Source organism: Micromonospora sp. WMMD1082 (assembly GCF_029626175.1).
Classification (GTDB): domain Bacteria; phylum Actinomycetota; class Actinomycetes; order Mycobacteriales; family Micromonosporaceae; genus Micromonospora.
This window is the reverse complement of sequence record NZ_JARUBM010000002.1, coordinates 6,157,779-6,170,532: the sequence shown is the minus strand read 5'-3', so window position 1 is coordinate 6,170,532 and position 12,754 is coordinate 6,157,779. Positions and strand designations below refer to the sequence as shown.

14 protein-coding genes and 1 pseudogene are annotated in these 12,754 nt (G+C 70.6%); 7 read left to right on the top strand and 8 right to left on the bottom strand.

What is annotated here, in order from left to right; translation table 11 throughout:
- Nucleotides 1–62: 62 nt before the first annotated feature.
- Nucleotides 63–326 carry a hypothetical protein gene (locus O7615_RS28560; RefSeq protein ID WP_278180873.1) on the top strand — a complete coding sequence of 88 codons (264 nt, stop codon included), beginning with the start codon at nt 63–65 and terminating at the stop codon, nt 324–326.
- A gap of 486 nt (nt 327–812) precedes the next feature.
- On the opposite strand, the gene O7615_RS28555 is transcribed toward O7615_RS28560, so the two are convergent.
- The 3 genes from O7615_RS28555 to O7615_RS28545 are packed head-to-tail and all read right to left on the bottom strand — an operon-like array spanning nt 813 to nt 1,927.
- A complete protein-coding gene (locus O7615_RS28555; RefSeq protein ID WP_278180872.1) occupies nt 813–1,280 on the bottom strand; it encodes a GntR family transcriptional regulator in 468 nt (155 codons plus the stop codon).
- 18 nt (nt 1,281–1,298) lie between these two features.
- Entirely contained in the window at nt 1,299–1,616 is a 318-nt protein-coding gene (locus O7615_RS28550; RefSeq protein WP_278180871.1) for a helix-turn-helix transcriptional regulator, read from the bottom strand.
- Nucleotides 1,613–1,927, bottom strand: coding sequence for a type II toxin-antitoxin system RelE/ParE family toxin (locus tag O7615_RS28545; protein ID WP_278180870.1), 315 nt, complete (start codon nt 1,925–1,927; stop codon nt 1,613–1,615). Before O7615_RS28545 ends, O7615_RS28550 begins: the two co-directional genes overlap by 4 nt.
- Before the next feature lie 287 nt (nt 1,928–2,214).
- Here O7615_RS28545 and O7615_RS28540 point away from each other — a divergent pair, with 287 nt between their 5' ends.
- The 4 genes from O7615_RS28540 to O7615_RS28525 are packed head-to-tail and all read left to right on the top strand — an operon-like array spanning nt 2,215 to nt 4,549.
- Nucleotides 2,215–2,580: a hypothetical protein gene (locus O7615_RS28540; RefSeq protein ID WP_278180869.1), complete on the top strand. Its 366-nt coding sequence runs from the start codon at nt 2,215–2,217 to the stop codon at nt 2,578–2,580.
- Nucleotides 2,577–3,002: a hypothetical protein gene (locus tag O7615_RS28535; RefSeq protein ID WP_278180868.1), complete on the top strand. Its 426-nt coding sequence runs from the start codon at nt 2,577–2,579 to the stop codon at nt 3,000–3,002. Before O7615_RS28540 ends, O7615_RS28535 begins: the two co-directional genes overlap by 4 nt.
- Before the next feature lie 12 nt (nt 3,003–3,014).
- Complete coding sequence (locus O7615_RS28530) at nt 3,015–3,818, top strand: AraC family transcriptional regulator (RefSeq protein WP_278180867.1); 804 nt, start codon at nt 3,015–3,017, stop codon at nt 3,816–3,818.
- Between the two features lie 11 nt (nt 3,819–3,829).
- A complete protein-coding gene (locus O7615_RS28525; RefSeq protein ID WP_278180866.1) occupies nt 3,830–4,549 on the top strand; it encodes an SDR family oxidoreductase in 720 nt (239 codons plus the stop codon).
- 38 nt (nt 4,550–4,587) lie between these two features.
- Here O7615_RS28525 and O7615_RS28520 read toward each other — a convergent pair whose 3' ends face one another.
- The 4 genes from O7615_RS28520 to O7615_RS28505 form a co-directional block, all read right to left on the bottom strand.
- Nucleotides 4,588–5,466, bottom strand: a complete 879-nt coding sequence (locus O7615_RS28520) for a Gmad2 immunoglobulin-like domain-containing protein (RefSeq protein ID WP_278180865.1) — start codon at nt 5,464–5,466, stop codon at nt 4,588–4,590.
- A complete protein-coding gene (locus O7615_RS28515; protein ID WP_278180864.1) occupies nt 5,463–6,875 on the bottom strand; it encodes a HAMP domain-containing sensor histidine kinase in 1,413 nt (470 codons plus the stop codon). The genes O7615_RS28520 and O7615_RS28515 overlap by 4 nt, the downstream gene beginning before the upstream one ends.
- 13 nt (nt 6,876–6,888) lie before the next feature.
- Nucleotides 6,889–7,569 (bottom strand): response regulator transcription factor, encoded by a 681-nt coding sequence (locus O7615_RS28510; RefSeq protein WP_278180863.1) that lies wholly within the window; start codon nt 7,567–7,569, stop codon nt 6,889–6,891.
- A gap of 92 nt (nt 7,570–7,661) precedes the next feature.
- Nucleotides 7,662–8,279: a hypothetical protein gene (locus O7615_RS28505; RefSeq protein WP_278180862.1), complete on the bottom strand. Its 618-nt coding sequence runs from the start codon at nt 8,277–8,279 to the stop codon at nt 7,662–7,664.
- Nucleotides 8,280–8,521: 242 nt separating this feature from the next.
- Between O7615_RS28505 and O7615_RS28500 the strand changes: the two genes are divergently transcribed.
- Both O7615_RS28500 and O7615_RS28495 read left to right on the top strand, forming a co-directional pair.
- Entirely contained in the window at nt 8,522–9,706 is a 1,185-nt protein-coding gene (locus O7615_RS28500) for a snapalysin family zinc-dependent metalloprotease (protein ID WP_278180861.1), read from the top strand.
- 144 nt (nt 9,707–9,850) lie between these two features.
- Nucleotides 9,851–10,891 (top strand): SAM-dependent methyltransferase, encoded by a 1,041-nt coding sequence (locus O7615_RS28495; protein WP_278180860.1) that lies wholly within the window; start codon nt 9,851–9,853, stop codon nt 10,889–10,891.
- Between the two features lie 97 nt (nt 10,892–10,988).
- Here the strand turns inward: O7615_RS28495 and O7615_RS28490 are convergent.
- Nucleotides 10,989–12,554 (bottom strand): annotated as a pseudogene (locus O7615_RS28490) (sulfatase-like hydrolase/transferase); the annotation flags it as partial.
- Between the last annotated feature and the right edge of the window lie 200 nt (nt 12,555–12,754).

Genomic DNA, 12,754 nt, shown 5'->3' with positions numbered 1-12,754 from the left:
TGGTCATACTGAAAGGAGTGGACCGGATGCCCTTGAGTGTCAGGGTATGGACCCTTCCGGACATGAACCTTGCTCGTTGCATTCACCCGGACCTTAACCGGCTAGTGGAGTTTGCTCAGTCATTGAAGCTGCCCATGCTAGGAAACGTCGATCCTTACGACGATACTCGCTTTAATCGTATGCAAATGAGCCTTGTTGTTCCCGAACTGCGGATGCTCGCTGACTCCGCTCCAGAGGGTGCGGCCGATGCTGCCCAAGAATTGCTGGCTCTGACCGAACTGGTGGACGCAAAGCCTCACCGCTATCTCGTCTTCATAGGTGACTAACCTCGGCCGAGACGGCATTGCCGCAACGCTGGATTGATGGTGGGTGGCGGAGTGGTTCTACTACCAAGAGTATTGGTAACATTCTGGTGTGCGCTGGTGGGCGCGGCTGTGCGCCCCGGTTGCTGTCATGGCTGATGTCAGACGCCTGGAGCATATGCGAATTAATCGATTACAGATCTCTCCGACCTGGATCCGAGGTTGCGGCTGCTCGTTGGCGCGGCGCATCGCGGCGTGGCGTCGATCCCCGGAAGCCACGGCGGTGCTTGCTTGGTGAAGGGATCGTCACGGCCCGGTGCGCCGATCGGCTTCCTTGCCGCGCTTGAAGGCTCGTTACGTCCGGCGGGTTCGGGCGGTCGGTTGTGTGGGCGCGTGCGCGCGGGCCGGAACGGCTGTAGCGCGTGCGCGTGGCCCGGCGTCAGCCGGGCCGTTCTTGATCTGGTGAAGCAATTCTTAGCCCAGTGGCTCCGTCGATGGCGGGCTGCTGGGCTATGCCTTCGAGTTGCGGCGTGCCTTCTTCGGTGCCGGTGCCGGTGCCGGTGGCTCGGCGGGCTCGGGCGCTCCGCTGCAGGCGGCTCGTCCGAGGTTGGCCTCGTACGCGGCGAGGTCGTCGGCGAGGTCGGTGTGTGCTTGTTGGAGGGTGGCGAGTTCTTCGGTGGCTTGCCAGGCTGCGGCGGTGTCCTTGCGCGTGAACGCGTCGACGATCTTGCCGCTGATGCGGTCGCGTTCGAGTAGGCAGAGGGCGAGGCGCCGGTTGAGTGCCGGGTTGTCGCTGATGATCGGCGTCTGGGTCGTGGCCGCGACGGGCAGGCCGGCGGCGTCGGTGCCGATGCGTTCGGGGGCCTGGGGGTGGACGAAGGTGCCTTTGCCGACGACGGCGTAGGTGAGGCCGCGGTGTTGCAGCTCGCGTAGGGCGCGTTGGGCGGTCATGGAGGCGACGCCGTAGGTGTCGGCCATTCGCCGGTGCTGGTTGAGCTATGCGATGGCGGCGATGTCGCCGTCGTCGAAGTAGATGGCTTGATGCAGACGTCCGCCGAGGGCGTCGGCGTAGCGGGCGACGACGTCTTGGCCGGAGATCTTGCCCTGTTCGATCTGGGACACGCGGCCCTTCGTGACGCCCATGCGGTCGGCCACCTGCTGCTGCGTCAGACCCCGCGCGCGGCGTACCTCGGCGAGACGGTGTCCGACCACGGTGGCGAGAAGTTCCTGCTTGCCGTCTTCGACGGCCTGTTCGCCGCCGGTGCGCTCGACGTGGGCGGCGCGGATGTCGCGCCAGCGTGCGTAGCTGCTCATGGCTGTCGACCCTCCTCCTCGGCGCGTTCCTTCAGGTAGATCTCGTAGCGTTGCTCGGCCAGGGGTATCGCTTCGGTGTACCACTGCTGCCAGCGTCCGGCCTTGTCTCCGGCGACAAGCAGGATGCTGGAGCGCCATGGGTCGAAAGCGAACAGGATGCGTACGGTGCCGGGGCGCAGCTCTTTGAGGTTGGCGATCGACGAGCCGTGGATCGTGTCGACCAGCGGCCGGCCGAGCCCGGGGCCAGCTTCAGCGAGCAAATCGATGGCTTGCACGACGCGGGCGTGGATGAGTGGATCGAGGCCGTCCATCCACTCCTGTACCTCGTTGACGAGGTAGATCTCCTACTCGTCAGCAGCCACCAGCGGAGTATAGCATCCGCTATACCAGGGCGTTGGCGCGAGCTCGATGCATCGACCTGGGAGGACCGGACGGACCTGGGTCGCCGGTGGCGGTCTCTCCAGGTTGCCGTCATCGTCGCCGTCAACACCGATAGATTTCGATGCGGCGAGTAGGCGCCACCCATGAAAGGCCAGGTGAAACGCCATGAAAACATAGGTCACACTGCGTGACAAGCTGAAAATCTCACACGTACTATGTGATCGCCGGCAACACATTGGTCCTCGTACACAACTGCGATTTCGGTCCGGGCGCGGCCGACATGAAGTACGACAAGCATGTACTGGGCCTCGATGATGCAGGAAATGCCACGCGCAAGGCCGACATGCCGGAGTACGACTATGACGGCGGGTTTGAGCAGTATGTGGACGATGCGAGGGCACTTATGTGCGCCAGCACCTGCCCGGTTGGCGCTAGGGAAACCGTGCGGAACCTGGATGGTGTGACCACAGTTATTCGGATGGACGCAACAGGCAAGATCGGAATGCGTGTCGGCGACAGGATCACGAGCTACTTTAGGCCCGATAATCCGTTGAAGTACTTTGAAGAGCAGGCTAACCGATGAGTCTTCAAGACCCTGATTTCGTGGCGGCGTTCTCCCAGCTCATGCGACGTGGAGGGCGTTGGCGAAACTATGAACCCGTAGAGTTGATCTCGCAGTGGTCGAACCTAGTCTCGCGCTGCGTGGCTGGGTTCCCGGGTGACGTTGAGGACTACTTCAATGACTTGACGGCGCGTAGTGATCTTGAAAATGCGATGCAAGCTCAAGAGCTATCGCGATTCCCTCAGATGGCACAGCTCCGCGAGGTCGTCTTGGAGTCTGATGTTAGGTTTCGGGAGATTATTGCCCCAGACGTGTTCCCGAAATTTCCGTTGAGTCAATGGTGGAATCGTGGAGTAGTTCGTTACGCGGGGCGCCGTTTGGTTGAGGAGTTGCGTGAGGACTATGGCGTCAGGATCGAGCTGATGGTGCGTGGCAGCGATTGAGAGTTCTGCGCGATGGCTGTAGTGCATGGTTGTGCGTCGGCGGGTGCCGTGATGTGCTCCGGCTGCGTCGCGACACCGAGCCGGCTGACACGTGGCGCGGCGTGGCCGTACGTCATCGGGTATGCGGGTTTCCAGGCGGTGCTCGACGGGCGGCTGCGGCGCCGGATGCTGCCGATCAGCGTCACCACGGTGATCGTGGACTTCACGGGCCGGGGCAGCTGGGTGACCGGGCCGCGCAGTGTCCACGGGATACACGAGCTGGCCGAGTGGCGGCACGGCGTGGCGATCGGGCTGACCCCGGCCGGTGCGTCCGCCCTCCTGCGCGTACCCGGCCCGGAGCTGGCCGGTGCGACCGTGGACCCGGCGGCGCTGCTCGGGCGTCGGGCGATCGAGCTGACGGACCGGTTGGGCGCGGCGCCGGACTGGCCAGCGCGGTTCGCGCTGCTCGACGAACTGCTGGCGGCATGGTTGCCCGCCGAACGGGCGCCGGACAACGCGGTGAGCCGAGCCTGGTGGCGGCTGCACCGGCCGGGGCGGACGGTGGGGGAGGTGGCGACGGAGCTGGGCATCAGCCGGCGCGGCCTGGAACAGGGTTTCCGGCGGCACGTCGGCCTGTCGCCCAAGACCGTGGCGCGCGTCGCCCGCTTCCAGTACGCGGTACACCGCCTTGGCCGCCCCGGCACCGTCCTCTCTCGAGCGGTCGACTGCGGGTACGCCGACCAGCCGCACTTCACCCGCGAGGTCCGGGCCATGGCCGGGGTCACGCCCACCCGGCTGTTCGCATTTCTGCAAGACCTGCGCCGGTCGGCCACCTAGCGTTGCCGGTCATGACGTTGCGCGGAAAGACGGCGGTGGTCACCGGAGGTTCCCGGGGCATCGGGCGGGCGATCGTGCGGCGCCTGGCCCGCGACGGAGCCCGGGTGGTGTTCAGCTACCGGGCGAACACGGCGGCTGCCGAGGAACTGGCCGGCGAACTCGACCGGGTGGTCGCGGTACGCGCCGACCAGGCCGACCTGAGCAGCCTCGACACGCTCTTCGGCGCGGTGCCCGACGGGTTGGACATCCTGGTCAACAATGCGGCGATCAACCCGCTGCTGTCGATCGCGGAGCTGACCGGCGAGGCGTTCGACCGCGTGATGACCGTCAACGTCACGTACCCGGCGCTGGCCATCCGGCGGGCCGCCGAGCTGATGCCCGACCACGGCCGGATCATCAACATCTCCACTCTCAACACGGTGGTGCCGGCGCCGGGTGCCGTTCTCTACTGCGCGAGCAAGGCGGCGCTGGAGCAGGTCACTGCGGTCGCCGCGCGGGAGCTGGGCGGGCGGGGGATCACGGTCAACACCGTCTCGCCCGGTGCGACCGACACGGATCTGCTGCGGGCCGGCAACCCGCCCGAGGCGCTGGCGCAGAGCATCCAGTTCACCGCGCTGGGGCGGCTCGGGCAGCCCGAGGACATCGCCGGCGTGGTGGCGTTCCTCGCCGGGCCCGACTCGGGGTGGATCACGGGGCAGAACATCCGGGCCACCGGTGGGCTGTTGCTCTGACGGCGCGGCAGGAGCGGCGTCGAGTCGACCAGCCTCGGTCATCTGGTGGCGGCGAGAGTCACCGGTACGGCGACCAGCTTGGTGCGGGAACCGTCGGCGGCCGACACCTCGTACACCTCGATGGTGCCAATCTGGGTGCGGGCCAGCCGGTACCCGACGGCGACCCGGTAGGCGCCCCGACAGCCGGTGCCGCAGGTGGCGGTGGTGAACGCGGTGGCTAGCTGGCGGCCGGCGGTGTCGAGCACCCGGACGGTGACGGTCGCCTCGAACACGTCGGCGGTGCCGGTGACGGTGACCGGGCTGGTGACCCGGTCGCCGATGACCGGCCCGGTGACCACGATCGGCGGCAGCAGGTCGGCGTAGTCGGCGCGGCCGGCCGGCGCGGTGGTGCCGAAGGCGACCTGCCGGACGGTGGCGAACTGGGTGAGCGTGTAGACCACCTGGGCCTCGCGCAACCGGCCGGTGACCGGATCGGGTGCGGCGGCCAGGCGGACGGTGGCGACCCGGGCGTCGATCCGGCTCACCTCAGCACCATCGGGCAGCAGGGTGACGAGGCCGGCCGCCGTCTCCACCGGGGTCGGCCCGGCGGCCAGTTCGCTCAGGGCGAGCCGGGAGGTGGCCACGGTGGCCGGCCGGGTGCGCCGGGTCGGGGCGAGTCGCCCGTCGCGGACGTACCACAGCTCCAGGGTGAGGGTGGCGGGCCGGCTGGTGCCGGCGGCGCCGGTGGTCGGCGGGGCCGGTGCGGTGGTGCCGGCGGGCGGCGGTGCGCTGGTGGTCGGCGCGCCGCCGCTGGTGGGACCGGCCGTGGTCGGTGCGGCCGCGGTGGGCGCCGGGCCGAGCGATCCGGACCGCGACGGCGCGCATCCGCTGGCCAGGAGCAGCAGGAGGGTCGCCACCGCGACCGGGCGGCGGCTCATCCCGCACCGCCCGGACCAGCATCGGGCGGGTCGCCCAGAACACCGTCACCGGGCAGGTCGAGGCGGAAGCGGGTGCCGACCCCGGGGGTGCTGTGCACGGTCAGCCGGCCGCCCAGCAGCCGGGCATTCTCCCGGGCGATGGCCAGGCCGAGCCCGCTGCCGCCGCCGGAGCGCGCCGGGTCGACCTTGTGGAAGCGGTCGAACAGGCGCGGTAGCTGCTCGGCCGGGATGCCCGGCCCCTGATCGTCGACGTCGAAGACCACCCGGTCGCCGGCCCGGCCGACCCGCGCGCTGATCTCGCCGTCGCCGTGCTGCACCGCGTTGGCGATCAGGTTGCCCAGTACCCGTTCCAGCCGGCGCGGGTCGGTGCGGAACCGCACCGCGGCACCGCCGACCTCGACCCGGGTGTGCCAGCCACGAGCGCGCAGGATCGCGTGCAGCAGGGCCGGCGCGTCCACGTCGGTCACGGCGACGGCCTCCTGCCCGGCGTCCAGCCGGGAGATCTCCATCAGGTCCTCCACCAGCCGGCGTAGCCGGACCACGTCGCCGACCAGCAGCTCGCCGGCCCGCCGGGCGTCGGCGGGCAACTGGTCCAGGTGATCGCGCAGCAGGGAGGCCGCGGCCACCAGGGCGGTCACCGGGGTACGCAGCTCGTGTGCCACGTCGGCGGTGAACCGCCGCTCCCGGTCCTGCGCCCGGTGCAGGGCCGCGATCTTCGCCTCCAACGCCTCGGCCATCTCGTTGAACGAGGCGGCCCAGACGCCGAACTCGTCCCGGCCACCGGCCGGCAGCCGGGTGGCGAGCAGCCCTTCGGTGATCGCCCGCGCGGCCCGGCTGGCCCGGCCCACCGGTTCCAGCGTGCGCCGGGCGAGGGTGTGCCCGACCGTCGCGGCGAGCAGCACCACCAGGACCCAGCCGGCGGCGAGGGCGTTGCGGAGCTGCGTCAGGCCATCGGCGAGGTCGTCCTCGGCGGTGATGACGTACAGCTCGGCGGTGGAGCCGGGTATCCGCCCGCCCACCACCAGCAGGCGGGTCGGCCCGGTGGCGCGTTCGTAGCCGAGCTGTCCGGCCGCGACGGTGGCCCGCAGCCGCTCGCCCACCGGCGGCGCGTATGCCGGATGCGAGGGCCAGGTTTCGTCGGCGACCAGCACCACGTGCCGGCCGCTGCCCTCGAAGCTGGAGAGCAGCTCGGCGCGACGCTGTTCGGTCAGCGGCAGGAACTGCCCGGCCAGCACCAACTGGTAGCGGGCGTCGGCAGCGGCGGCGTGCAGCGAGGCGTCATAGCGGGCCTGCCGCAGCAGCAGGTACGACCCGCCGGCGAGAACCCCGGCGGAGATCCCGGCGACCAGCACGAACGCGACGGTGAGCCGGCGGCGCAGCCGGCCCGGTCGGACGGTCTGCGTGCCCATCGCCGCCGCCCGCTCAGCCGGCGACGAGCTTGTAGCCGGCGCCGCGTACCGTGCGGATCAGCCGGGGGTCGCCCGGGTCCTGTTCGATCTTGGCGCGCAGCCGCTGCACCGCCACGTCGACCAGCCGGCTGTCGCCGAGGTGGCTGTGGTTCCAGACCCGGTCCAGCAGCAGCTCGCGGGTGAAGACCTGCCCCGGGCGACGGGCCAGCTCCAGCAACAGGCGGAACTCGGTGGTGGTCAGCGGCAGTTCGTGGCCGTCGCGGCGGGCCACGAACGCGCCCGGGTCGATCTCCAGCGCGCCGACCCGCAGCGGGCCGGGCTCGGGCGGGGCCACCGCGCGGCGCAGCACCGAGCGCACCCGGGCCACCAGTTCGGGCAGGTCGAAGGGCTTGCGCAGGTAGTCGTCGGCGCCGCATTCCAGACCGACCACCACGTCGATGGTGTCGGTGCGGGCGGTCAACATGAGGATCGGCACCGCGCTGCTGCGCCGGATCTCCCGGCACACCTGTAGACCGTCCAGGCCGGGCAGCATGATGTCCAGCACGATCAGGTCGACCGGCCCGGCCCGCCAGGCGGCGAGGGCCTGCCGGCCGTCGGTGGCGGTGGCCACGCGGAAGCCGGCGCGGCGCAGCCCGAGGGCGGTGACCTCCCGGATGGAGGCGTCGTCCTCGACCACCAGCACGCGGCCGTCCATGATGCACCCAGGGTAGTCCGGCGCGACCGGGCTGTCGCTCGGCGTGACGGTCGGGTGCGGGGAGCCGCCCGGCGCCCCGCACCCACGGTCGGTCACTCCTGCCACTGGTGTGCCACGTCGAGCACGATCCGGCTGTGCGTGCCGGGGCCGGCCAGGACGAACACCCGGAACGGCAGGCGGGCGCGGACGCCGACGGCGAAGGTGCTGTAGCCCTCGAAGCTGCCCCCGAAGACCACGTCGCGCAGGGTCCGGTAGCGCAGCACGTTCGCCACGTGGTCACCGGTGCGGTACGGCACGGTGGCGCGGTGCTCGCCGTCGTACGCCGGGGCGCGCAGCGAGACCCGCAGCAACGCGCCACCGGCGGTGTACGGCGACAGCGCCAACCCCTCACCGTCGGTGTACGTCTCGCCGTAGCCGACGGCGAAGCCGGTGACCGTCCCGTCGAACTCGAACACCACCCGGTCGTAGCAGTCGTGCCGGCCGGTGCGCACGTCGATCAGCGGGGCGGAACTGAGCGCACCGGCCGCCCGGTCCCCGCTGCCCCAGGTGATCCCGCAGTACGCCGCCGCGCTGTTCGCCGCCGCGCTGGATGCGGCCGTGCTCGATACGGCCCTGCTCGGCGCGGCCGTGGTGGGCGCGGCTGCCGTGGTCGCGGCGATCAGGGCGGCGAGTGCCACCCCCAGCGTGGTGATGGTCCTTCTGATCCGCATCGTCGTCTCCTCTCCTTCCCGCCCTTCCCCCGCCGCGTGGTGCCGGGTGGGCGGGCACTGACCTGTTCGGATCCACCGTCGTGGCGGCCCGACACCGTGGTTTCACCGTGGTGTAACCCACGAGCAACAGGGCTGGGCGGTATGACGCTTTCGTGATGACAACCAGCGAACAATGACCATTAACATTCATGAACATCGATAGCGGCGTATCGGCGCGCCGCTGATTCCACAGGGAGTACGTGATGATCCGACGACAACTGCTGCGCGCGGCCACCGCCGCGCTGGCGGCGGTGCTGGCGGCGACCGGGCTGCAGGTGGCCACCGCCACCGGCGCCTCCGCCGCCCGGACCGTCTACTACGACGCCAGCCGGGCCGGCGAGTTCCGGACCAACTTCGACCAGGCCGCCCAGATCTGGAACAGCCGGGTCAGCAATGTGCGGCTGGTGGCGGGCACACCCGCCAGCGTCACCATCCTGGTCGACAACGGCTGGCCCCGGGCGCAGGTCACCGGGCTGGGCTCGGGCCGGATCTGGATGGGCTGGCAGGCGGTCAACGAGGGCTATCACCGCACCCGGATCGCCAGCCACGAGTTCGGCCACATCCTCGGGCTGCCCGACCGGCGCACCGGGCTCTGCTCCGACCTGATGTCGGGCAGCAGCGCGCCGGTCTCGTGTACGAACGCCAACCCCAGCTCGGCCGAGGCGAGCCGGGTCAACCAGCTCTTCGCGGGCAGCGCGAGCGCCTCGGTCACCGCCGAGACGTACACCTGGGTGGACGCCGACGAGTTCGGTACGTACGTGGTCGGCGGCCGGCCGGCCAGCGAGAACTACCCGTGGCTGGTCTACACCTCCGGCTGCACCGGCACCCTGATCAAGGCCAACTGGGTGGTCACGGCGAAGCACTGCCCGACCCCGTCGTCGGTGCGGGTGGGCAGCACCAACCGGAGCAGCGGCGGCACGGTGGTCGGGGTGAGCCGGGCGGTCAACCACCCGAACATCGACGTCAAGCTGTTCCAGCTCTCCGGCTCGGTCAGCTACGCGCCCGCCCCGATCCCGACCTCCTCCGGCGCGGTCGGCACCGCCACCCGGATCATCGGCTGGGGCCAGACCTGCGCGCCCCGCGGCTGTGGTTCCGCGCCCACCGTGGCACACGAGCTGGACACGTCGATCGTGGCCGACAGCCGGTGCAGCGGCATCAACGGTCCGTACGAGATCTGCACCAACAACACCAACGGCAACTCCGGCGCCTGCTACGGCGACTCCGGCGGCCCCCAGGTGCGCCGGATCAACGGTGTCTGGAACCTGATCGGCGCGACCAGCCGTGCGGGTAACAACAACTCCACCTGCGCCACCGGCCCCTCCATCTACGGTGACCTCCCCGCGATCCGCTCCTGGATCAACACCCAGGTCGGCGGCCTCCCCGCCTGACCGCGGCTCCTCGATCATGCAGGTGTGGCGCCTGACGAAAGCCTCGAACAGGGCCTTCCGGGCGCCACAGCTGCATGATCGGCGGGGGGCGGGTGGGGCCGGGCGGCGGGGGTGGGATAGTGGCTGGTCGTGGAGCGGTATGGGGTGTTGATTCTGCCTTCGAGCAACCGGGTCTACTCGGGGGCGGCGGTCGAGCTGACGCGGGCGGAGCTGGAGATCTTCGGGGCCGCGGTACTCGGCGGACGGATCGGTGAGGTGGGCACCGCCACGGTCGGCGGGGCGCGCTACGTCACCTTCACCGCCGAGGGCGGGCTGAGTGAGCGGGACGCGGCGCTGCTGGGCAACCTCTCCAGTGCGTACGCGCTCTTCGAGTTCGTCGGGGACCTGCTCCGTCCGGTGCCGCTGAGCCGGCTGGACCGCTTCGACGACGACCTGATCACCATCCAGAAGTACCCGGGCAAGACCAACGAGCAGTTCACCAAGCTGCTGCTCAACGTGAGCCTGCTCGCCTCGGCCTGGGCCGGTGACCTGCTCACCCGGCGGTTCCGGGTGCTCGATCCACTCTGCGGCCGGGGCACCACCGTCAACCAGGCGATGATGTACGGCTTCGACGCCGCCGGCCTGGACCGGGACAGCAAGGACTTCGAGGCGTACCAGGCGTTCCTCACCACCTGGCTCAAACGCAAACGGATCAAACACCGGGTGCTGGAGTCCGGGCCGGTGCGCCGGGAACGCAAGGTGGTCGGCCGGCGGCTGCGGCTGGAGGTGGCCGCCTCCAAGGAGGCGCAGAAGGCCGGCGACGTGCAGTCGGTGGACGTGGTCAACGCCGACACCACCCGGGTCGGCGAGTTCTTCCGCCCGGAGACGGTCGACGTGGTGGTGGCCGACGCGCCGTACGGCGTGCAGCACGGCAGCCGTACCGCCGAGACCGGCCTGGCCCGCGACCCGCTCGCCCTGCTCACCGCCGCCGCGCCCGGCTGGGCCCGGCTGCTGCGCCCCGGCGGCGCGCTCGGCATCTCCTGGAACACCAACGTGGCCCGCCGCGACGACGCCGCCGAGCGACTCGCCGCCGCCGGCCTCACCGTCCTGAACACCGCCCCCTGGCGCGCCTTCACCCACCGCGTAGACCAGTCCATCGTCCGCGACGTCCTAGTAGCCCACAAACCCCCACCCCACCCCCGCTGACCCGGGTTGATCATGAAGTTGTTGCCGTTCGTGCCGGCGTGTCGCGGCAACAACTTCATGATCGACGGGGAGGGAGCGGGAGGCGGGGGAGGGGTTGTTAGGGGTGGGGGGTGGTGGTGGGGCCGAAGGTGGTGAGGAAGCGGTCGCGGAAGGCGTCCATCGGCCAGACCGGTGCGTCGGCGTCGGGGGTCAGGCCGTCCTGCCAGCCCCAATCGGTGATCCGCTCCAGCACCGCCGGGTCCTTGGCCACGAGGTGGATCGGCACGTCCGGGCTCGGGTTCTCGCCGGTGACCACCGGGGCCGGCTGGTGGTCGCCGACGAAGACCAGCACGGTGTCGTCGTCGCCGTACGTCTCGACGTAGGAGATGAGGGTACGCAGCGTGTAGCTGATCGAATGCCGGTAACCGGTGCGGGCCTGCGCGGTCGGGGTGCCGATGATGCCCTGCTGGAACACCTCACCGTCGTCGATGGCCGCCCAGTCGACCACCGAGGGCACCTTGGTCCAGGGGGAGTGGCTGGAGACCAGGGCCAACTCCGCCATCACCGGGCGGTCCTTCTGCCCGGTCAGTTCCCGCTGGTGGAACTGGTGGATCGCGAACTGGTCGGGCATCGGCGCGAAGGCGAACTTCGGGCCCTGGTAGCCGAGGTCGGGACCGCTGTAGAACTGCTCGTAGCCGTAGAACGCGCCCTCCGGCCAGGCCTGGTTGACCGCCGGCATGACCCCCACCGTACGCCAGTCGGCGCGCCGGAACGCGTCACCGAGGGTGAACCGGTCGGTGGCGAGCAGGTTGCGGTAGCGCTGCTGGTTGTCCACCCACAGGCCGGAGAGCAGGGTGGCGTGCGCCAGCCAGCTCGCGCCGCCGACCGTCGGCGAGGTGAGGAAGCCGCTACGGGACTGGAAGCCTCCCGCCGCGAGCCGGTCGGCGCCCTCGTCGAGCAGGCGCGGGATGGACGCGAACTCGGCGTCGGTGACCGCGTCGCGGCCGTAGCTCTCCACGAACGCGATCAGCACGTTCTTGCCGCGCAACCCGGTCAGCAACTGGTCGCCGGGCAGGTCGCGGAACGGGTCGACGTCCACCTCGGCAGCGAACGCCTCGCGGTCGTAGAGCCGCGCGTGCACCTCAGAGGCGTGCTCGCGGACGAGGGTGGTGGCGTTGGTGTCGGCCACCGGCACGCCGGGCACGATCCGCACCCCGAAGGCGGCGAGCACCGCCCAGACCACCACCAGCGTCGCGACGGCCCGCGTGGTGCCGGTGCGGTGCCGCGCCAGCAGGCCGGACAGCCGTACCGCGGACAGTGCGGTCAGCACCGGCACGGCCAGCAGCAGCAGCGCGACGCCGAGTGCGATGGCGATCGCGCCGGGCCGGCCGATCGACTCGGCCACGAAGCTGAACGCCTCGTCCAGCAGCGACCAGTCCAGCACCAGGTCGAACGGGCGGCCCAGCGACGAGTAGAAGCCCAGGTCGCCGACCTTCACCACGACGACGAGGCCGAGCAGCACGCCGGCGGCCGCCGCCACCACCCGGCGGGGCCGGCCGGGGAGCGCGAGCAGCAGGGCCACCAGCAGCAACGCCTCCAGCGGGATCCGCAGGAAGGCGCCGGGCTCCAGCAGCCATGGCCGGTTGGGCAGGGTGAGCGCGGCCAGCACCAGCGCGGCGGCGAGCACGGTGACCACCCGGGCGGTCACCCGGCGCCGGCGGCTCACGGCCGCACCGCCGCCCTCGGCGTCACCCTGACCGGCGGTGACGGTGATCGTGGTCTGGACGTCGTCCGGCGCGGATGCCGGATCGGAGATCGACAACTGGGGTCTCCCGGTCAGCGCAGCGACAGGACGGGCGCGGTGGACAGGTCGCGGTCGTCGGC